Below are 19,662 nucleotides of genomic sequence, written 5' to 3'. Positions count from 1 at the left end.
CTCGACCTCCTGTTTCCGCGCCACCGGCGCACGCACCGTCGCACCGACGGTCACCTCCGGGCGAGGATCGCCCGGCACTGCCGGGCCGGTGCACACCGCTTCTCGCGGCCCCGCGGTCGTGCCGTGTCGGGTTGAGGGGCAGCGATCCGAACGGCTCCATCATGCCGGTCCGGGGCGACGTCGCGGGCAACCGGCTGCCTCGATCCATCGCTCCACCGGTGCGCACCGGCGTCACCACGCCTGTGCGGTCGAGGCCGGGCTACCCGATCATCCGCGTAAGCCGGGCGCCGACAGCCGCATCGCCGTCCGCAATCCCGCGATCAACAGATCCACCTCGGCGTCACCTCGCACAGCTACGCGCAGATGGTCGGCGCCGAGTCCGGGGAAGGTGTCCGCGCGCCGGACGGCGATGCCCTGCTCGCCGAGCCGGGCACGCACGGCCTCCCCCGCGGGGACGCGCAACAACAGGAACGGGCCCGCCGCGGGGGTGTGCACCTCGACATCGAGGGCGGCGAGACGTTCGATCATGCGGGCGCGGCGGATCGCGAGGGTGTGGGCGCGGGCGTCGGCTTCGGCGAGAGCGTCGGGTGTCGCGGTCGCGCGGATCGCCTCGAGGGGCAGGGTGCCCAGCGGCCAGTGCGGGCGGCCGTGGGCGAGACGGTCGAGCAACGCCGGGTCGCCGAGGAAGTAGCCGCAGCGCAGACCGGCCAGCGCCCAGGTCTTGGTGAGGCTGCGCAACACCAGGATGTCGGGTCCCGCGGTGCCTGCCAGCGACTCGGGTTCGCCGGGGATCGCGTCCATGAAGGCCTCGTCGACGACGATGACGCGGCCGGGACGGCGCAGGGCACGGATGGCCCGCGCCGGGTGCAGGACCGAGGTGGGATTGGTGGGATTGCCGAGGACGACGAGATCGGCGGTCTCGGGCACAGCGGCGGGATCGAGGGCGTAGGGACTGTCGAGGAGCACACGGGTGACCGGGATGCCCGCCTCCCGCAGGGCCAGCTCCGGTTCGGTGAACGAGGGGTGCACCAGCGCGGCCAGGCGCGGGGTCAGGCGCGGCAACAGCGCGAAGCCTTCGGCCGCGCCGGAGAGCAGCAGGACCTCGTCGGCGAGGCGGCCGTGACGTGTGGCGACGGCGGCGCGGGCGGCGTCGTGATCGGCGGCGCTCGGGTAACGGCCGAGGTCGTCGAGGCGAGCGGCCAGACGCGCGCGCAGCCACGGCGGCGGCGCGCTGCCCTGCACGTTCACCGCGAAATCGAGCATTCCCGGCCGCGCGTCGACGTCGCCGTGGTGGCGCAGCAACGCGTGATCGACTGTGTCGGAGGGCACGACCGAACACCCTACGTGGCGGGCTCGGGCAGGCGACGGCCAGAATGGCAGATGTGGGTGAGCTGCACATTTCGTTCGTCTGTACGGGCAACATCTGTCGTTCGCCGATGGCGGAGAAGATGTTCGCCCACCACCTCGACCTGGCCGGGCTCGCCGACCGGGTCCGGGTCAGCAGCGCGGGCATCGAGTCCTGGCACGTCGGGCGCGACGCGGACCGCCGCACCACCGCCACGCTGAACCGATACGGATATCCGATCGGGCACGTGGCCGCTGCCGTCGGCGCGGAGCACCGCGATGCCGACCTGCTCGTCGCCATGGACACCGGCCACGAGCGGGAACTCGCGCGGCTCGGCGTGCCCGTCGAACGCAGGCGGCTGCTGCGCAGCTTCGACCCCGCCGCCGACGGACCGGACGTCCCCGATCCCTACTACGACGACGAGGCCGCGTTCGAACTCGTCCGCGACCAGATCGAGGCCGCCCTGCCCGGACTGCTGGACTGGACGCGGGCAGCACTCGGCGCAATCGGTGTGGACGGGCGGCCGTGATGCGCAAGCTGACGTTCCTGCTGCGGCCGAGCTGGGTGATCCTCGCGGTGGTCGTCGTCGCCTTCGCCTACTTGTGCTTCACCGTGCTCGCTCCCTGGCAGCTGAACAAGAACACCTCGACCGAGGAACGCAACGATCTGATCGCCGAGTCGGTGCGTGCCGACCCGGTGCCGGTGACCGAGGTCCTCGCCGCCTCCACCGACAGCCGGGCGGAATGGCGGCGCGTCGTCGCCTCCGGTGAGTTCGTGCCCGGTTCGACCGTGCTGGTGCGGCTGCGCCATCTCGACGGCGCGCCCGGCTACGCGGTGCTCGCGGGGTTCCGGCTCGACGACGGCCGGATGCTGCTGGTCGACCGTGGACTCGTCGCCGGGGTCGACGGCTCGCGCGCGCCACGGATCGACGAGCCGCCGACCGGTCCACTCCGCCTCGAGGCGAGAGTGCGCAATTCCGAAGGCGTCAGCCCGGACCGGTTCCCGCTGACCGAGGACGGCTACCGCCAGGTCTACTCCATCGACGTCACCCAGGCGGGCACCGTCATGGACCTGCCGCTCACCCCGCTGCCGGTGAGCGACCGCGGTGGCTACCTGCAACTGTCGCAAGACCAGCCGGGCGCCTTCGAGCCCACCCCCCTCCCCCAGCTCGACGCGGGCCCCTACCTGTCCTACGGCCTGCAGTGGCTGGCCTTCGGCATCATGGCACCGCTCGGACTCGGTTATTTCGTCTATGCCGAGATCCGTGAACGCCGCCGGAGCAAGAGCGTCGAAGGGCCGGCCACGCCGACCGAACCCCTGTCGGCGAAGCCCGGGCCACCCGAATCGCGGGCCGAGTCGACGCCCTCCGCATCGCCGAACCCCGGCTCGGACTCGCCTGCGCCCGACACGTCCGACACCACGCGGGCCCGGCCCGCCCCCGCGACCACCGAGGCTCGCCTGGCCGACCGCTACGGCCGCAACCGCTGACCCTCGCTCGCGCCCGACGACAGGTCACCGCGGCCACCTGGCAGGCGTCCCGTCAGCGACGAAACGCCGCGACCGCGGCGGCGCAGACCACGGCCGCGGCCTGGATCGCCTCGGACAACCGCACGGCGCGACGCAGGTCGGCGACCGTGGGCGCGGGGCCCTCACCGAGGGTGGGTCGCAGTTCGGTGCCGTGGCGGTAACGCGTGCGCCCGCCCAGCTGGATGCCGAGCGCACCGGCAGCCGCGGCTTCGACCACCCCGGCATTGGGGCTCGGATGCGCTGCCGCGTCACGTCGCCACGCCCGCCAGGCAGCGCTGGGGCGGCCGCCCACCAGCGGGGCGAGAGCGACGGTGAGCAGCCCGGCGACGCGCGCGGGCACCAGATTCGCCAGGTCGTCGGTGCGGGCGGCGGCCCAGCCGAATCGTTCGTAGCGCGCATTGCGGTAGCCCACCATGGCGTCCAGGGTGTTGATCGCGCGGTAGCCGAGCAGTCCGGGCACTCCGGCGACGGCGCCCCACACCAGCGGCGCGACGGCCGCGTCGGAGGTGTTCTCGGCGATGGATTCCAGCGCGGCGCGGGCCAGACCGTCGGTGTCGAGCACCGACGGGTCGCGACCGCACAGCGAGGGCAACAGTGCGCGGGCGCCGTCGATGTCGTCGTGCTCGAGGCACTGCGCCATCCGGTGACCGGTGCGGGTCAGACTGCGGCCGCCCAGCACGGTCCAGGTGGCCAGTGCCGTCACCGCCACGCCGCCCCCGACGACGCGGCGCAGCGCCACCCCGAGACCGACGACGGCGCCGACCGCCACCGCCTCGTGCAGGACACCGGCGGGGCGATTGTCGGTGTAGGTCACCGACTCCAGGGCGATCGCCGCCGCACCGAATCCGGCGACCGGATGCAGCCGCACCGGATCGGCGAACACTCGGTCCAGCGCGAAGCCGAGCAGCAGACCGGTCGCGGTCGAAATCCCCGTACGCACCGGGCGAGCCTAACGACCGGCCGCGCGCGAACCATCGTGGGCCGGGTCGATGTCACACTGGGTGCCGCAGCGTCGTCGTCCTGGAGAGAAACCAGCACAGCCGAGACCGCCACAGCAGAATTGCCCGGGGTCCAGCTCTCACGAAACGGTGGCACATGATGACCTTCCCCGACTCCGGCGCCGACACCGCCGAACTCGCGCGACGCTTCGAGGAACACCGCCCCTACCTGCGCAGACTCGCCTACAGCACGCTCGGCAGCCTCTCCGACGCCGAGGACGTGGTGCAGGAGGCCTGGCTGCGGCTGCAACGTCAGCCGCGGCCGGAGGAGATCGACAATCTGCGCGCCTGGCTCACCACCGTCACCGGCCGCCTCGCCCTCGATCAGCTCGGTTCCGCGCGCGCCCGTCGCGAGCAGTACGTCGGCGAGTGGCTCCCCGAACCGCAGGTCTCCGCCTGGGACGATCCCGCCGATCGCGTGAGCCAGGACGAACGGGTGACCACCGCGCTGTTGGTCGTGCTCGAATCGCTCTCCCCCGCCGAGCGCACCGCCTTCGTGCTGCAGGACGTGTTCGGCATGAGCGGCCCCGAAGTCGCCGAAGTGGTGGGCCGCACCCCGGCCGCCGTGCGCCAGCTCGCCTCCCGCGCCCGCAAACACGTCGAGCAGGGCACCCCCCGTTTTCCCGCCTCGCTGGACGAGCAGGAGAAGGTGGTCTCGGCGTTCTCGGTCGCGTGGCGCAGCGGCGACCTGAGCGCGCTGCTGAGCGTCCTCGACGCGAACGTCACCCTCACCGCCGACGGCGGCGGCAAGGTGCCCGCCATCCGCAAGGCGGTGTCCGGTGCCGAGATCATCGCCAAGCTGCTGCTCGGCTGGTACAGCGGGCCGTCCTCGGCGAACGCCTGGGGTCGCCCGGTGCTGGTCAACGGCGAACCGGGGCTGCTCGTCTTCGACGGCACGCACACCGGGGTGTGGGCCTTCACCATCGACGCGGGTCGCATCGTGGCCATCGACGTGGTCCGCAACCCCGACAAACTGCGCGACCTGCCCACCGACGGCGAGCCGAACTGGTTCCTGCACAGCGCGCCGTAGGGCCGACGCGGCCGGTCAGCCCGCCAGTCCGACCGGCCGCGTCATGGCGATACCGTGCGCCTCGGCCACCTGCGGCGACAGCAGCAGCCCGTCCTCGGCGGTCAGGCCCGCCGCCAGATCGGGACGCAACGCGCAGGCCTCGCGCCAGCCTTTGTCGGCGATGAGGAGCACGTAGGGCAGGGTGGCGTTGGTCAGGGCGAGCGTCGAGGTGTGCGGCACCGCGCCCGGCATGTTCGCCACGCAGTAGTACAGCGCTTCGGCCACCGGGAAGGTCGGCTCCGCGTGCGTGGTCGGGCGCGAGCCCTCGAAGCAGCCGCCCTGATCGATGGCGATGTCGACGAGCACCGCACCGGGCCGCATCGCCGCGACCATCGCCGCGGTCACCAGTTTCGGCGCACGCGCGCCCGGCACCAGTACCGATCCGATCACCAGGTCCGCGGTCCGCACGGCCCGCTCCACCTCGGCCGCGTTGGACGCCGAGGTGGTGATCCGGCCGTGGAACGCCGCGTCGAGGTGGCGCAGGCGGACGAGGTCGGTATCCAGCACGCTCACCTGGGCGCCCATACCCGCCGCCACGGTGGCGGCGTTGGTGCCCGCGACGCCGCCACCGAGCACCACGACCTGGGCGGGCCGCACCCCCGGTACGCCGCCCAGCAGCACGCCCGCGCCCCCGAGCGGCGCCATCAGGTGATAGGCGCCGACCTGGGCGGCCAGTTTGCCCGCGACCTCGCTCATCGGCGCGAGCAACGGCAGCGAACCGTCGGCCGCGCGCACTGTCTCGTAGGCGATCGCGGTGATGCCGGACCGCAGGATCGCCTCGGTGCACTCACGCGAGGCGGCCAGGTGCAGGTAGGTGAACAGCGCCTGATCACCTCGCATCAGCTCGTACTCCGGCTCGATGGGCTCTTTCACCTTCAAGACCAGTTCGGCCTCGGACCACACCCGGTCGGCGTCGTCGGCCAGCCGCGCGCCCGCGGCCGCGTAGGCGTCGTCGGTGAATCCCGACCCGAGGCCCGCACCGTGCTGCACGAGCACCTGGTGCCCGTGCCGCACCAACTCTCCCGCGCCCGCCGGTGTCAGCGCGACGCGGAACTCCTGTTCCTTGACCTCCCGTGGCACACCGATTCGCATATCGCCATCGTGTACCTCCGGCAGGCGTTTCGCCACGACCACATGCCGGGCCGGCCGGGACGACCTCGGACCCGCCGATCGGCGGAATCTCGATCATCGAGCCGCCGCGCTTCCCACGACGGCGGCCGGTTACCTTCGACCCATGAGGATTGAGGTCGGCGGTTTCGCGCCGGAGATCGACGAGGGTGCCTGGCTGGCGCCGAACGCCACGGTGATCGGGCGGGTGCGCCTGGCCGCCGACGTGAGCATCTGGTACGGCGCGGTGGTGCGCGGCGATCTGGAGCAGATCAGCATCGGCGAGCGCACCAACATCCAGGATGGTTGCGTGTTGCACGCCGATCCCGGCTTCCCGCTGACCATCGGCAGCGGAGTTTCGGTGGGACACAACGCGATCCTGCACGGCTGCACCGTCGGTGACGACGTGCTGGTCGGCATGGGCGCGACAGTGCTCAACGGCGCGGTGATCGGCGCGGGCAGCCTGATCGCGGCCAACGCGCTGATCCCCGAGGGCGCGCAGATTCCGCCTGGATCGCTGGTCGCGGGTGTGCCCGGCAAGATCCGCCGCGAACTCGACGACGCGGGGGTGAACGGCATCCGGCTCAATGCCGCGGTCTACGTGCACAACACCGACACCCACCGCAAGGCCACGATACTGTGACTTTGCGACACTGTGATTGATCGCACAATGATCAAGCGACCAGTTGGTACCGCTGATACCATTTTCCCTGCATGCGTCGCTATTTCGCGACTCGGCGAGTCGTCCGGAATGGCGCGCATGATGCGTTGACGGGCAGGAGGTACCACGGTGTCGTACCAGGATTCGAGTATGCACCGTTCCAAGGGGCGGATCAGCGTGGCCGATATCGCGGCCCAACCGGGGGGAATCGAGGCGTTGCATCGCCGGGTTCACGAATTACGCGCGCGCGGCGTCGATTTCGCCGCGAACGCGATCGAACGAGAGATGGCGGATCTGGACCTTCCGCAGGGCTGAGCGACGCGGGCGTGACCACGGGCCGCGGGTGGGTGAAATAATGATTCTCCATCACCCGCAGCGTCGCGCCGCCGCGCCTGGCCTCGGCCGCGCCGAAGGACTGGAGACCCCGAATGCCTGCCGTACCCCCTATGCTCCAGCGCATTCTCGACAAACCCGTCGCCGACGGGGAGAAGCTGCTCGAGAGCGCGCTCTCGGCGTTTCTGGATTTCGGCATCAAGCGCACCAGCATGGGCGAGATCGCGCGGCGGGCAGGCATCAGCCCCGCCACATTGTATCGGCGTTTCGAATCGAAGAACGATCTGGTGGAAGCGGTCAGCGTCCGTGAGGCGCAGCGGTTCGTCGAGTACATCGACAAGCGGGTCCAGACCGTCGATCCCGGCGAAGACCGACTGGTGGAGATCTTCGTCGCGTTCATCACCGCCATCGCCGGCAACGAACTGCTGCGCAGGCTGTTGCGCACCGAACCCGATCTGATTCTGCCTCGACTGACCACCGAGGCCGGTCCGGTGCTGGCCGTCGGCCGGGTCTATCTGGCCGAGAAGCTGCGCGAACTACGTCCCCGCGAGGTTGACTTCGATGCCGACCTGATCGCGGAGGTGATGGCCAGGCTGGCGCTGTCGCTGGCCTTGACTCCGGACGGGCTGATCCCGCTCGCCGACGCCGAGGCGGGCCGCGACTTCGCCCGTTGCACCCTGCTGCCCATGGTCGGCCTGCCCCCGTCGGATCCGTTGACCGGCGCGGGCGGCCGGCCGAAGCAGGAAGCCGGCCGGCGCACCGCGAACGGAGAGGCGAGCGCGGCCGCTCAGGCGACACCGAATGCGGCGGCGACCAGTTCGTCGAGCAACTGACCGGCCGCGTCGTCGGCTTCGCAGTCGCCGTCGACCAGATCGGCGACGAGTGCGGCGACCCGGCGGGCCGCTTCGCCGTTCGGGTCGGGCAACGGTAGCCGCGAGACGTACTGGGTGATCCACCGCCGCCTGCCCGAATACAGCCGGTTGCCGCAGACGGCGTCGTAGAATCGCAGGCCCAGCGCCGAATTCGCGACTCCCATCAGCAGCCGGGCCACATGCTCGGCCTCACTCGCGGAACCGTCGAGGTCGGCCAGCGAGATCCAGTAGCAGTCTCCGTTGACCACCGCACCGGATCGGTCCAGCGCGAAGCGCGCCCGGTCGCTGATGTCGGGAAAGACGATCTTCGGCGCCCGCCACCGGTCCGGCCGTTGCGGCACCCAGATCTCGAACCAGCGCCTGCCGCTGTCGGTGAGATACGTACGCGCCGAGAGTATGTCGCGATGGGCTCGCAGATACGCTGCCGCGCGGGGGAAATCGTCGAGATCGATCGGCGTGCGCGGTGCGGCCGTCACGTCGTAGGGGTACAGCACGCGGGTGTTCGCCACCCGTTCCACCCGCCAGGGCCGCAGGTCCCGGTGGGTGAGCAGCGCCCGCAGCAGTTCCGGCTCCGGGCACGGCGTGCGGCGCTCCCAGTCCTCGGCGACGAACACCTTGTCGGCGTTGGTCTTGACGCCCACCCGCACCGGGGCGACCTCACCGAACGTCCGCCAGGTCCGGTCGGCGACATCGCCGAGCCAGACCTCCCGGTCCGGATACGACATCCGCCATGACGTCTCGACAGCGACGGGCCGATCCGGCGAGTGCCCGACCTGGTGGGCCGCCGCGGGCGTACCTGCCGCGAGGGTGCCCACCTCGATCGCGTAGGTGCGGCCGTTACGGGCGACCAGCGACGGGGCATCGGCGAGCAGGGCGTCGAACAGATCGGCGGTGCTCGACGGACGTTCGTGCGGGGCCTCGTAGGCGGAGACGTGACGGCAGGAGCCCCCCGTCCCGCTGTGCACGGCGATGGTGACCGCGGGCAGGACCGCGGCGGCGAAGAGCTTGGTGTCGCCGAGATCGTAGATCTCAACCGGTGGCAGATCCCGCGCGAGCACCGCCCGGATGTTGGCGCCCGCCTTGGTGGTCAGGAAACGGTTGGCGCACAGCAAACCGAGCACCCCGCCGGGACGCAGCAGGCGGGGGGCGAGCGCGACGAACGGGTGGGTCAGGTCGATGCGACCGCGCAGGCCGAATTCCCGGCTGAGCAGCCGGGCCGCCTGCGCGCCGAGCTGTTGGACGCGGACGTAGGGCGGGTTGGTGATGACCGCGTCGAAGCGCCGTTCGGCCAGACCCGCCGCCGCGGTGAGGAAGTCCGCGCCGTGCCAGCGGGCGTCGAGATGCTCGTCGGCGGCGCGGGTGCGAGCGCGGTCGAGCGCCTGCCGATCGAGGTCGTAGCCGATGGCGGCGAATCGGAGTCCGGGCGAGATCCGGGCGGCGGCACGATGCAGTGCGAGCAGCAGTTCACCGTCGCCGCAGGCGGGATCGAGCACCCGCAGCACGCCGTCGGGACCGGGGTGCGGAAGATGCGCGAGCACGCGGCGCGCGAGGAAGTCGGCGAGTTCGGGCGGCGTGTAGTGCCTGCCGTGCCGTTTCCGCTCGCCCGTGTCGCGAGCCGGGGCGCCCATCCGCCGATTGTGCCCCGGCGGGGCGCCGCGATGGGGGCGGCGGGAGCCCGGGCGAGTCGCGGCGGCATCCGACGGTTCCCCCGACGCCGATCAACAGCTAGCATCGGTCTCGAAATAGAACTATTTGGAGGAGGCGGGTTCATGACCCGGACCAGTGCGCAGACCGCCGAGCAGACGGCGCTGTCCCGGATTCTCGACGAGCGGTACACCTGCCGGCAGTTTCGCTCCGACCCCGTGCCGCGCGAGACGATCGAAACCCTGCTGCGGATGGCTCAGCGCACCCCCTCGTGGTGCAATACCCAGCCCTGGCACGCCGTGGTCACCGAATCCGCGGCCACCGACCGGTTCCGCAAGGAACTGCTCGACCACATCCAGACCGCCGCGCCCGCCCCCGACCTGACCTTTCCGAACGCCTACCACGGGATCTACCAGGACCGTAGACGCGAATGCGGCAAGCAGCTCTACACCGCCGTCGGCATCGAAAGGGGCGACAACGCCGGTTCGATGCGCCAGATGATGCGCAATTTCGAACTCTTCGACGCCCCGCACGTCGCGATCATCACCACCGAAGCCGAACTCGGCATCTACGGCGCGGTGGACTGCGGCCTCTACATCAACACCTTCCTGCTGGCCGCGCAGAGCCTCGGCCTCGGCGCCGCCCCGCAGGCGGCGCTGGCGAGCTACTCGCCGTTCCTGCACAGTCACTTCGGGATTCCCGAACACCGCCAAGTGGTAGCGGGCATCAGCTTCGGCTACCCCGATGCCGAGCATCCGGTGAATTCGTTCCGCACCCACCGCGGGGATCTCGACGAGGCCGTCACCTTCGTCAGCTGAGGCGTGCTCACACCGACGGCCGCGCCACGCGACCGGCTCGCCGCGCGGTCAATCGGCGGCTTGTTCGCGCAGGATGCCCGGACCGAGTTCCGGGACGATGTCACGCGCGGTGATCTGCTCACCGCACTCGTCGCATGCCAGCTGTATCCCGGCCTCGCCCGCGCAGTCCCGATGGCGGTAGCGCACCGGCGGCCCGTCCGGCGCCATATAGGTGTCACCCCACGCGCGAATCGCCATGAGGATCGGATAGATGTCGTGGCCCTTGCGGGTCAGCCGGTATTCCTCGTAGGCCCCGCCCTCGATCTTCTGCTTGACCAGGATGCCGTGCTCCACGAGCCGGTCCAGCCGATCCTGCAGCCGGCCACGGGAGATGCCCAGCGCGCTCTGGAACGCGTTGAACCGGCGCACCCCCGCGAAAGCGAACTTCAGGATCACCAGAGTCCAGCGATCTCCGAGAACCACCAGCGGGCGCGTGATCGAACACGGCTCGTCGGCAAGCTCCTCGTAACGCATCACTCGATGCTACCCAGGCCCCCGGCGCGTCGCGGACGTGGAAAAGCGAACGGCCCCGGAAGACGCTTCCGAGGCCGTTCGCGGTACCACCGAGATTCGTGCCCGCTCAGTTCACAGCCCTGATCTGAACGTCACGAATCCAGGAGTCACAGCGGGATGTTCTTGTGATGGCTGGGACGCGACGGCGCGGCGGCCAGCGCGGCGGCGATGACACTGCGGGTCTTGGCCGGGTCGATGACCTCGTCCACCACCCCGATCGACAGGGCGCGCTCCACGCCGCCGGCGATCTTCTCGTGCTCGACCGTCAGACGCTCGTGCAGCGCCTCGCGCTCTTCTTCCGGCGCGGCCGCGAGAGCCTTCTTGTGCAGGATGCCGACCGCTGCCTTGGCGCCCATCACGGCCACCTCGGAATCCGGCCAGGCGTAGACCGCGGTCGCGCCCAGCGAGCGGGCGTTCATGGCGATGTAGGCGCCACCGTAGATCTTGCGGGTCACCAGGGTGACGCGCGGCACGCGGGCTTCGGCGAAGGCGTGCAGCAGCTTGGCGCCGCGGCGGACCACGCCGTCCCACTCCTGGCCGACGCCGGGCAGGTAGCCGGGCACATCGGTGATGACGATCAGCGGGATGCCGAACGCGTCGCACAGCCGCACGAAGCGAGAAGCCTTCTCGGCGCTCTCGGAGTTCAGGCAGCCACCGAGGCGCAGCGGGTTGTTGGCCAGCACGCCGACGGTGCGACCGCCGAGGCGACCGAGACCGACCACCATGCTGCGCGCGTAACCGGCCTGCAGTTCCTCGAACGAGGACTCGCCGTCGACATTGTCGAGCAACTCGTGCACCAGCGGCTTCACGTCGTAGGCGCGCTTGGCCGACGCGGGCAGCAGCGCCTTGAGATCGACATTGCCGTGCTCGGCGGCCACCATGTCGAACTCGCCCTGCTCGGCGAACATCGACACCAGCTTGCGGGCGCGATGCATGGCGTCGGCTTCGTCGTCGGCCACGATGTGGCACACACCGGACTTCTTGCCGTGGGTCTCGGGGCCGCCCAGGGTGGCCATGTCGACCTGCTCACCGGTGACCGAACGGACCACGTCGGGGCCGGTCACGAAGACACGCCCCTCGGGCGCCATGATGACGATGTCGGTCAGCGCCGGGCCGTAGGCCGCGCCGCCCGCGGCGAAGCCGAGCACCACCGAGATCTGCGGGACCAGGCCGGAGGCGCGGACCATGGCCTCGAAGACCAGGCCGACCGCGTGCAGTGCCTCGACCCCCTCGGCGAGCCGGGCGCCGCCGGAATGCCAGAGACCGACCACCGGGACGCCGGAGTCGATGGCGGTGTCGATCGCGTCGACGATGTGCTTGCAGCCCTCCACGCCCATCGCGCCACCCATGACCATCGCGTCCGAGCAATAGGCCACGGTGCGCACACCGTCCACCTCGCCGATCGCGGCGAGCACGCCGGACTTGTCACGCGGATGCAGCGGTAGAACCGTTCCGGGATCGAAGAACCGCTGGAGCCGGCCCATCGGGTCACGAGGATCGGTCGCTGTGTCCGGTGTCAACGCGGGTGCCATGATCGTCATCGCGTTTTCTCCTCATCGAAAGAATGTGTGCCGCTGGTCGCGGCGGCATGGTCGTAAGACCGGTGGATTCGAAAAACCCGGTGGGGTCGAGGCCGCTGAGAGCGGCCGACCCCACCGGGGATCGTCGAGCAAATCGGTCGGACGACTATGCGCGACCGAAGGCGAGGGCAACATTGTGCCCACCGAAACCGAACGAATTGTTGATCGCGTATTCGATGTTCTGCTGGCGAGCCTCGCCCTTCACCACATCGAGATCGATCTCCGGATCCTGGTTGTCCAGGTTCAAGGTCGGCGGCACGATGCCGTCGCGGATGCTCATCACGGTGAGGATCGACTCGAGCGCGCCGACGGCGCCGATCGAGTGCCCCAGCGCCGACTTGGGCGCGTACACCGAGGCGTGGTTGCCCACGGCTTTGTTGATCGCGTTCGCCTCGGCCGTGTCACCCACAGGGGTGGCGGTGGCGTGCGCGTTGATGTGAGTGACGTCGCGCTTGGTCAGGCCTGCGGTCTGCATCGCGCGGGTCATCGCGCGGGCGGCGCCGGTGCCCTCCGGATCGGGGGCGACCAGGTGGTAGCCGTCGGAGGTGATACCCGCGCCCAGCAGACGGGCGTGGATGGTCGCGCCGCGGGCCTTCGCGTGCTCCTCGGTCTCGAGCACCATCAGCGCGCCGGCCTCGCCGAAGACGAAGCCGTCACGATCCTTGTCGAACGGCCGCGAGGCCCCCTTGGGATCGTGATTGCGGGTGCTCGTGGCACGCATCATGGAGAACGCGGAGATCGGCAGAGCGTCGATGTAGCCCTCGACGCCGCCGGTGACAACGATGTCGGCGTCACCCATCACGATCATCCGCCACGCGTTCGCGATGGCTTCCGAACCGGACGAACACGCCGAGACCGGAGTGACCACTCCTGCCCTGGCCTTCAACTCGAGACCGACGCAGGCCGACGGACCGTTCGGCATGACCATCTGAACAGCCAGCGGCGAGATCTTGCGATAGCCACCGTTCTTCAGCTTGTCGACCGAGTCGATCAGCGCGTCGCCGCCACCGAGTCCGGTGCCGATCGCAACAGCCAGGCGGTCGGGATCGACCTCGGGGCTGCCCGCGTTCTTCCACACCTCACGACCCATCACGGTCGCGAGTCGCTCGACATAAGCCATGCGACGGATTTCAACCCTGGTGAGCAGGGTGTCGGGGTTCACCTTCAGGTGTCCGCCGATGCGGACCGGAAGGTCGTATTCCTCGATGAAGGAATCCTCGAGAACGTCGATACCGCTCTCGCCGTTGAGGAGTCCCTTCCACGTCGCATCGACGTCGCCCGCGATCGACGTGGTAGCCGCCATGCTCGTCACGACGACGTTGGGGAAATTCCCATTCAAGGTGGAAGGAGTGGTCACTGTTTCGGCCCTACTCGCCGTCGAACTTGGCCTTGAGCTCCGCGGCCGCGTCAGCGTTCTCGGCCTCGAGCTTCTGGATGTAGGAGACAGCGTCTCCGACCGTCTTCAAGCTGGCCAGATCCTCGTCGGGGATCTTCACGCCGTACTTGTCCTCGGTCTGCACAGCGATCTCGACCATGGACAGCGAGTCGATGTCCAGGTCATCGACGAAGGACTTCTCGACGGTCACCTCGGAGGGTTCGATACCCGTAACCTCTTCGATGATCCTGCCGAGTTCCTCGACGATTTGTTCCTGGGTCAGAGCGGCCACTTCGTGGCTCCCTTCTTGTTTCTGGGTAGGGCTTGTCCCCCCGGAGGGGAATTCTGTTCGGGGGGTTCTCTGTGGTTTTCGGACCGCGGCCGCCGGAGGTTACCGGCGATTCGGTCACAACCGGGCGTCGAAACGGCGCACGGTCGCGGTGGAAAGCTAGCCGGAGTGCCCCAGCGCGGCGAACGCGGGGAGGTCTTCGGGGGTTTTCAACGCCAGGGTCGGCGTGCCCTTCAGCTCTCGTTTGGCGATGCCGACCAGCGTCCCCGCGGGCGGCAGCTCCGCCACCGCCGAGACACCGGCGGCGCGGACCGTCTCGGAGCACAGATCCCAGCGCACGGGCCGGGTGACCTGAGCGGCGAGCTTCTCGATCGCGTCGCGCCCCGAAGCCACCGGCTTGCCGTCGAAGTTCGACAGCAGGGTCCTGGTGGGCTCACCGGGCGTGATCCGCGCGATGGCCTCGGCCACCGCGTCCTGAGCCGGAGCCATGAAGGCGGTGTGGAAGGCTCCCGCCACCGGCAGTGCCCGCACCCGCGCCTTCTCCGGCGGATTCGACGCCAGTTCGGCCAGCGCGTCCAGCGTGCCCGCCGCCACGATCTGGCCGACCGCGTTGCGGTTGGCCGGCACCAGGTCGAGTTCGGCGAGACGGGCCAGTACGACGGCCTCGTCGCCGCCGAGCACAGCGGACATGCCGGTCGGTTCCAGCGCGCACGCCTTCGCCATCTCCGTGCCGCGGATCGCGGCGAGAGTGACGGCCTCGTCGGGGGTGATGACCCCGGCGACAGCGGCGGCGGCGAACTCGCCGACCGAATGCCCGGCCACGATGGTATCGGCAGGAAGCGGATTCGTCTCGCTCTCGTCCCCGGCGATTTCCGCGTAGGCGAGCAGCGCGGCCGCGACCACCAGCGGCTGGGTCACCGCGGTGTCGACGATCTCCTCGGCCGTCGCGGTGGTACCGAGACGAACCAGATCGAGGCCCGCGGCCTTCGACCAGAGGGCGAGGCGATCACTCGCACCGGGGAGGTCGAGCCAGGGGGCGAGCATGCCGGGAGTCTGGGACCCCTGTCCAGGGGCGAACAACGCGATCACGTCTCTAAGAAAACACTGTGAGCCCCGCCGCACGAGATGTCGGCGCGAATGAAGCTTTCGGACCGCTTTTGTGGGGGTCCCACAAAAACCCACGTGGACCGCTCGGATCGGACAGCCCACGCCGAACGTTACAACCCTTCGGGATCGTGTGTTGCCACAGAGACATCTGATGCGGATTGTGATGTTTCGTTACGTGTTCGTGTCAAGCGACCCATGGTCGCCGCGATCCTGAGTACGTACGCATCCCGCGCATTGAGCGGATCCCGACCGGTCACCTCGGCGATTCGCTTCAACCGATACCGGACCGTATTTGGATGTACGTACAGCTGTCGTGCGCACGTCTCGACGGCGCCACCGCAGTCGAGATAGGCATCCAGGGTGTCGGCCAGCGCCGAACCGGCAGCTTCCAACGGGAGGACAACATACTCGTTCAGCGCCTCCACCGCACCTCTGTCGCCGAGCAGCACTCGCTCGGGTAACAGTTCGGCCGCGTGCACCGGGCGCGGCGCGCCCCGCCAGCCCACCACGGCCTCCATGCCGGCCAGCGCCTCCACCGCGCTGGTGTGCGCCGCGCCGAGCGTGCGCATGGTCGGACCGATCACCACGGGCCCGTCGGAGAACACCTCGGCCAGCAGGTCGGTCAGGAACGGCCCGGCGTGGCTGTCGCCGAGATGACCGCTGACGACCATCACCAACCGCGCCCCCTGCACCACCGCCAGCGCCGCGCGACCGTGCCTGGCGGCGATGTTGTGCACCGCGCCCACCGCGGACACGCCGTGTCCCCCGGGCGGTGTACCGACCAGCACCGTGGCGGGAGCTGTGGCGTCCCAGTTCAACGTGGCGGCACGGGAGAGCATGTCCGGGCCGGTGTCCCCCCGCACCACGGCGTCGACGACCAGCGCCTCCAGGCGGGTGTCCCAGGCGCCGCGCGACTCGGCGGCGCTGGCGTACACCGAGGCGGCGGCGAATCCGAGCTCGCGCCCGTATCGCAGCACCGCCTCGGTGAGCGCGACCAGCTGGCGATCGTTGCGCGCCAGCGCGGGCAGCCACTGCTCGAAGAACTCCATGGCCACCCTGACCATGTCCACGGTCTGGCGCAGCGTCAGCCGCCGCGCCAGATCCTGCGGAATCACCTGGAAGGTGTCCAAGCTGAACCGGATGTCGCTGTCCGGGTCCTGCAGCCACTCCAGGAAGTTCACCACCGCGGTCTGCACCAGCATCTGCACGCCCGCGCGCTGCGCGGCGTCCAGATCGGTGAAGAACGGCAACCGATCCTGCATCGAGCCCACCGCCTCGGTGGACAGCCGCCCGGAGAATTGCTTCACCCTCTTGAGCAGCGTGTCCGGCAGCGGGTCACGGGTCTGGCGGTTCGGCGAGAGCGCGCCCGTAGGCAGATACACCTCGTGCTCGGAAGAGCCTTCGGAGATCCGTCTCGGCCGCGGCGGTTTACGGTCCACCATCCAATGTTGCGCTATGCCAGATCTTCGTCCGAACTCACGGCAGGCTTCGGTGCGGCGTCCACGTCGGCGATGCGGTACTTGCGTGCCGCTTCGACAGCCGTGGACCGGTCGATCCGCCCGGTCCTGGCCAGCCCGATCAGCGCAGCCACCGCGATGGATTGCGCGTCGACGTTGAACCGCCTGCGCGCGGCCGGACGGGTGTCGGAGAAGCCGAAGCCGTCGGTGCCGAGGGTGATGAACTCACCGGGTACCCACTGACGCACCTGATCGGGCACCGCCCGCATCCAGTCGGTCGCCGCCACGAACGGACCGCTCGCCCGCGACAGCGCCTCGGTGACATAGGGCACAGCGGGCTCGGCGCTCGGATCGCGCAACGCGGCGATCTCCTTGACCAGTGCCTCCTTGCGCAGCTCGCCCCACGAGGTCACCGACCACACATCGGCCTGCACACCCCATTCCTCCGCCAGCAGCGCCTGCGCCCGCAGGCCGTCGGGCACCGTCACGCCGGAGACCAGGATCTGGGCGCGCACATCGCCCTCACCTCCCGCCCGGTAGCGGTAGATGCCCTTCAACAGTCCCGCCACGTCCAGGTCCGCGGGCTCGGCCGGCTGCTGGTAGGGCTCGTTGTAGAGGGTGATGTAGTAGAAGACGTTCTCGCCGCCGAAGGTGTCCTCGGCCCGTTCCACCGGCTCGGTGCCGGGCAGCGCGCCCGGATGCTCGGCCGGGGTGCCGCCGCCGTACATCCGGCGCAGGCCGTCACGCACGATATGGGCGATCTCGAAGGCGAACGCCGGATCGTAGGTCACCACGGCGGGATTGGTGGAGGCCAGCAACAGCGAATGACCGTCGTTGTGCTGCAAGCCCTCACCGGTCAGCGTGGTCCGCCCCGCGGTCGCGCCGAGCACGAAACCGCGGGCCAGCTGATCGGCCGCCGCCCACAGACCGTCGCCGGTGCGCTGGAACCCGAACATCGAATAGAAGATGTAGAGCGGGATCATCGGCTCGCCGTGGGTGGCGTAGGACGTACCCACCGCGGTGAACGACGCCGTCGAGCCCGCCTCGTTGATGCCCTCGTGCAGGATCTGCCCGACAGCGCTCTCCTTGTAGGCGAGCATCAGTTCGGCGTCCACCGAGGTGTACAGCTGCCCGTTGCGGTTGTAGATCTTCAGCGACGGGAACCACGAGTCCATGCCGAAGGTGCGGGCCTCGTCGGGGATGATCGGCACGATGCGCTTGCCGATCTCCTTGTCGCGCAGCAGTTCCTTCATCAGCCGCACCAACGCCATCGTGGTGGCGACGTTCTGCTTGCCCGAACCCTTGCGCACCGACTTGTAGGCCTCGTCGCCCGGCAGCGTCAAAGGCTTCGCCGAACTGCGCCGCTCGGGCAGGAAACCGCCGAGCGCCCGGCGCCGGTCGAGCATGTACTGGATCTCGCGGGCCTGCATGCCGGGGTGGTAGTACGGCGGCAGGTACGGATCCTTCTCCAGCTCAGCGTCGCTGATCGGGATGCGCTGGACATCACGGAAGTCCTTGAGGTCCTGCAAGGTCAGCTTCTTCATCTGGTGCGTGGCGTTGCGGCCCTCGAAGTGCTTGCCGAGGGTGTAGCCCTTGATCGTCTTGGCCAGGATCACCGTCGGCTGGCCCTTGTGCGCCATCGCCGCCGCGTAGGCCGCGTACACCTTGCGGTAGTCGTGGCCACCGCGCTTGAGGTTCCAGATCTCCTGGTCGGACATGTTCTGCACCAGCGCTTTGGTGCGCGGGTCCCGGCCGAAGAAGTGGTCGCGCACATAGGCGCCGTCGTTGGCCTTGTAGGTCTGGTAGTCGCCGTCGGGTGTGGTGTTCATCAGGTTCACGAGCGCGCCGTCGCGGTCGGCGCCGAGCAGCTGATCCCACTCCCGGCCCCAGATCACCTTGATGACGTTCCAGCCCGCGCCGCGGAAGAACGACTCCAGTTCCTGGATGATCTTGCCGTTACCGCGAACGGGTCCGTCCAAGCGCTGCAGGTTGCAGTTCACCACGAAGGTGAGATTGTCCAGACCTTCCATGGCCGCCACGTGCGCCAGACCGCGCGATTCCGGCTCGTCCATCTCGCCGTCGCCGAGGAATGCCCACACATGCTGATCGGAGGTTTCCTTGATGCCCCGATCGTGCAGGTAGTGGTTGAACCGCGCCTGGTAGATCGCGTTCATCGGGCCCAGGCCCATGGACACGGTCGGGAACTCCCAGAAGTTGTCGAGCAGCCGCGGGTGCGGATAGGAGGGCAGGCCACGACCGAGTCCGCCGTGGCTGTACTCCTGCCGGAAACCGTCGAGCTGGTCGGCGCCGAGCCTGCCCTCGAGGAAGGCGCGGGCGTAGATGCCCGGCGAGGCGTGTCCCTGGATGAAGATCTGGTCGCCGCCGCCCGGATGGTCCTTGCCGCGGAAGAAGTGGTTGAAACCCACCTCGTAGAGCGCGGCCGAGGACGCGTAGGTGGAGATGTGGCCGCCGACGCCGATTCCGGGCCGCTGCGCGCGATGCACCATGATCGCGGCGTTCCAGCGGATGAACGCGCGGTACCGGCGCTCGACCTCCTCGTCGCCGGGGAACCACGGCTCGTTCTCGGTCGGGATGGTGTTGACGTAGTCGGTCGAGGTCAGGGCCGGGATCGAGACGTGGCGCTCACCGGCGCGCTCGAGCAGGCGCAGCATCAGGTAGCGGGCACGCTGCGGACCTTCGCGCTCGAGCATCTCGTCGAACGACTCGAGCCATTCCCCGGTCTCCTCGGGGTCGATGTCGGGTAGGTAGGACGCCACTCCTTCACGGATCACCCGCACGCGTTCGCCCGTGGCGGGCGCCGGAGCTCCGTTCGAGCCGGCGGCGTTTGTTCCGGCGGATTTCGCCGGGACGGAAGAGTCGATGAGGTCGGTCAAATCTGCTCCTCGTGCAGGTGTGGAAAAGCTGATG

18 protein-coding genes are annotated in these 19,662 nt (G+C 69.5%); 7 read left to right on the top strand and 11 right to left on the bottom strand.

The genetic code is table 11. The annotated features are described in order from the left end of the window. Positions 1-267 precede the first annotated feature (267 nt). A complete protein-coding gene (gene cobC, locus IU449_RS21645; protein WP_267468383.1) occupies positions 268-1,380 on the bottom strand; it encodes an Rv2231c family pyridoxal phosphate-dependent protein CobC in 1,113 nt (370 codons plus the stop codon). Between cobC and IU449_RS21640 the strand changes: the two genes are divergently transcribed. Next, complete coding sequence (locus IU449_RS21640; RefSeq protein ID WP_195003938.1) at positions 1,374-1,874, top strand: low molecular weight protein-tyrosine-phosphatase; 501 nt, start codon at positions 1,374-1,376, stop codon at positions 1,872-1,874. The genes cobC and IU449_RS21640 overlap by 7 nt on opposite strands. After that, a complete protein-coding gene (locus IU449_RS21635) occupies positions 1,874-2,833 on the top strand; it encodes an SURF1 family protein (protein ID WP_195003937.1) in 960 nt (319 codons plus the stop codon). Before IU449_RS21640 ends, IU449_RS21635 begins: the two co-directional genes overlap by 1 nt. A gap of 52 nt (positions 2,834-2,885) precedes the next feature. On the opposite strand, the gene IU449_RS21630 is transcribed toward IU449_RS21635, so the two are convergent. Next, the gene (locus IU449_RS21630) at positions 2,886-3,812 is read right to left on the bottom strand and encodes a cobalamin biosynthesis protein (RefSeq protein WP_195003936.1); all 927 of its coding nucleotides are present in this window, start codon (positions 3,810-3,812) and stop codon (positions 2,886-2,888) included. A gap of 158 nt (positions 3,813-3,970) precedes the next feature. On the opposite strand from IU449_RS21630, the gene sigJ reads away from it, so the two are divergent. Further along, positions 3,971-4,900: an RNA polymerase sigma factor SigJ gene (gene sigJ, locus IU449_RS21625; protein ID WP_416382208.1), complete on the top strand. Its 930-nt coding sequence runs from the start codon at positions 3,971-3,973 to the stop codon at positions 4,898-4,900. Between the two features lie 15 nt (positions 4,901-4,915). Here the strand turns inward: sigJ and ald are convergent, their stop codons facing one another. Next, positions 4,916-6,031, bottom strand: coding sequence for an alanine dehydrogenase (gene ald, locus IU449_RS21620; RefSeq protein WP_195003934.1), 1,116 nt, complete (start codon positions 6,029-6,031; stop codon positions 4,916-4,918). A 142-nt stretch (positions 6,032-6,173) separates the two neighbouring features. On the opposite strand from ald, the gene IU449_RS21615 reads away from it, so the two are divergent. From IU449_RS21615 to IU449_RS21605, 3 genes are all read left to right on the top strand, one after another. Beyond that, entirely contained in the window at positions 6,174-6,689 is a 516-nt protein-coding gene (locus IU449_RS21615; protein WP_195003933.1) for a gamma carbonic anhydrase family protein, read from the top strand. Positions 6,690-6,857: 168 nt separating this feature from the next. Beyond that, entirely contained in the window at positions 6,858-7,022 is a 165-nt protein-coding gene (locus IU449_RS21610; protein ID WP_228805469.1) for a hypothetical protein, read from the top strand. A gap of 131 nt (positions 7,023-7,153) precedes the next feature. Beyond that, positions 7,154-7,873 (top strand): TetR/AcrR family transcriptional regulator, encoded by a 720-nt coding sequence (locus tag IU449_RS21605; protein WP_228805468.1) that lies wholly within the window; start codon positions 7,154-7,156, stop codon positions 7,871-7,873. Here IU449_RS21605 and IU449_RS21600 read toward each other — a convergent pair. Then, positions 7,828-9,540, bottom strand: a complete 1,713-nt coding sequence (locus IU449_RS21600) for an Eco57I restriction-modification methylase domain-containing protein (protein WP_195003932.1) — start codon at positions 9,538-9,540, stop codon at positions 7,828-7,830. The genes IU449_RS21605 and IU449_RS21600 overlap by 46 nt on opposite strands. A gap of 141 nt (positions 9,541-9,681) precedes the next feature. Between IU449_RS21600 and IU449_RS21595 the strand changes: the two genes are divergently transcribed. Further along, entirely contained in the window at positions 9,682-10,374 is a 693-nt protein-coding gene (locus tag IU449_RS21595) for a nitroreductase (RefSeq protein ID WP_195003931.1), read from the top strand. A 48-nt stretch (positions 10,375-10,422) separates the two neighbouring features. On the opposite strand, the gene IU449_RS21590 is transcribed toward IU449_RS21595, so the two are convergent. The 7 genes from IU449_RS21590 to aceE all read right to left on the bottom strand — a co-directional run bounded on the left by IU449_RS21590 (position 10,423) and on the right by aceE (position 19,628). Continuing rightward, positions 10,423-10,887 (bottom strand): winged helix-turn-helix transcriptional regulator, encoded by a 465-nt coding sequence (locus tag IU449_RS21590; protein ID WP_195003930.1) that lies wholly within the window; start codon positions 10,885-10,887, stop codon positions 10,423-10,425. 146 nt (positions 10,888-11,033) lie between these two features. After that, positions 11,034-12,467 (bottom strand): acyl-CoA carboxylase subunit beta, encoded by a 1,434-nt coding sequence (locus IU449_RS21585; protein ID WP_195003929.1) that lies wholly within the window; start codon positions 12,465-12,467, stop codon positions 11,034-11,036. Positions 12,468-12,612: 145 nt separating this feature from the next. After that, positions 12,613-13,863, bottom strand: coding sequence for a KasA/KasB family beta-ketoacyl-ACP synthase (locus IU449_RS21580; RefSeq protein ID WP_195003928.1), 1,251 nt, complete (start codon positions 13,861-13,863; stop codon positions 12,613-12,615). 10 nt (positions 13,864-13,873) lie between these two features. Further along, positions 13,874-14,173, bottom strand: a complete 300-nt coding sequence (acpM, locus tag IU449_RS21575; RefSeq protein WP_040795229.1) for a meromycolate extension acyl carrier protein AcpM — start codon at positions 14,171-14,173, stop codon at positions 13,874-13,876. A gap of 156 nt (positions 14,174-14,329) precedes the next feature. Further along, positions 14,330-15,259 carry an ACP S-malonyltransferase gene (locus IU449_RS21570; protein ID WP_195003927.1) on the bottom strand — a complete coding sequence of 310 codons (930 nt, stop codon included), beginning with the start codon at positions 15,257-15,259 and terminating at the stop codon, positions 14,330-14,332. A gap of 128 nt (positions 15,260-15,387) precedes the next feature. Then, positions 15,388-16,719 carry a PucR family transcriptional regulator gene (locus IU449_RS21565; protein ID WP_228805466.1) on the bottom strand — a complete coding sequence of 444 codons (1,332 nt, stop codon included), beginning with the start codon at positions 16,717-16,719 and terminating at the stop codon, positions 15,388-15,390. 11 nt (positions 16,720-16,730) lie between these two features. Then, positions 16,731-19,628: a pyruvate dehydrogenase (acetyl-transferring), homodimeric type gene (aceE, locus tag IU449_RS21560; RefSeq protein WP_195003925.1), complete on the bottom strand. Its 2,898-nt coding sequence runs from the start codon at positions 19,626-19,628 to the stop codon at positions 16,731-16,733. Positions 19,629-19,662 lie beyond the last annotated feature (34 nt).

This window comes from Nocardia higoensis, from assembly GCF_015477835.1.
Classification (GTDB): domain Bacteria; phylum Actinomycetota; class Actinomycetes; order Mycobacteriales; family Mycobacteriaceae; genus Nocardia; species Nocardia higoensis_A.
This window is presented reverse-complemented; position numbering and strand designations above follow the sequence as displayed.

Excerpts from the sequence above, each read along its gene's own strand:
- sigJ (WP_416382208.1), top strand. The coding sequence starts at position 3,971 with ATGACCTTCCCCGACTCCGGCGCCGACACCGCCGAACTCGCGCGACGC.
- IU449_RS21610 (WP_228805469.1), top strand. The coding sequence starts at position 6,858 with ATGCACCGTTCCAAGGGGCGGATCAGCGTGGCCGATATCGCGGCCCAA.
- ald (WP_195003934.1), bottom strand. The coding sequence starts at position 6,031 with ATGCGAATCGGTGTGCCACGGGAGGTCAAGGAACAGGAGTTCCGCGTC.
- IU449_RS21585 (WP_195003929.1), bottom strand. The coding sequence starts at position 12,467 with ATGACGATCATGGCACCCGCGTTGACACCGGACACAGCGACCGATCCT.
- IU449_RS21605 (WP_228805468.1), top strand. The coding sequence starts at position 7,154 with ATGCTCCAGCGCATTCTCGACAAACCCGTCGCCGACGGGGAGAAGCTG.
- IU449_RS21595 (WP_195003931.1), top strand. The coding sequence starts at position 9,682 with ATGACCCGGACCAGTGCGCAGACCGCCGAGCAGACGGCGCTGTCCCGG.
- IU449_RS21590 (WP_195003930.1), bottom strand. The coding sequence starts at position 10,887 with ATGCGTTACGAGGAGCTTGCCGACGAGCCGTGTTCGATCACGCGCCCG.
- IU449_RS21640 (WP_195003938.1), top strand. The coding sequence starts at position 1,374 with ATGGCAGATGTGGGTGAGCTGCACATTTCGTTCGTCTGTACGGGCAAC.
- IU449_RS21600 (WP_195003932.1), bottom strand. The coding sequence starts at position 9,540 with ATGGGCGCCCCGGCTCGCGACACGGGCGAGCGGAAACGGCACGGCAGG.
- IU449_RS21565 (WP_228805466.1), bottom strand. The coding sequence starts at position 16,719 with ATGGTGGACCGTAAACCGCCGCGGCCGAGACGGATCTCCGAAGGCTCT.
- IU449_RS21635 (WP_195003937.1), top strand. The coding sequence starts at position 1,874 with ATGCGCAAGCTGACGTTCCTGCTGCGGCCGAGCTGGGTGATCCTCGCG.
- IU449_RS21615 (WP_195003933.1), top strand. The coding sequence starts at position 6,174 with ATGAGGATTGAGGTCGGCGGTTTCGCGCCGGAGATCGACGAGGGTGCC.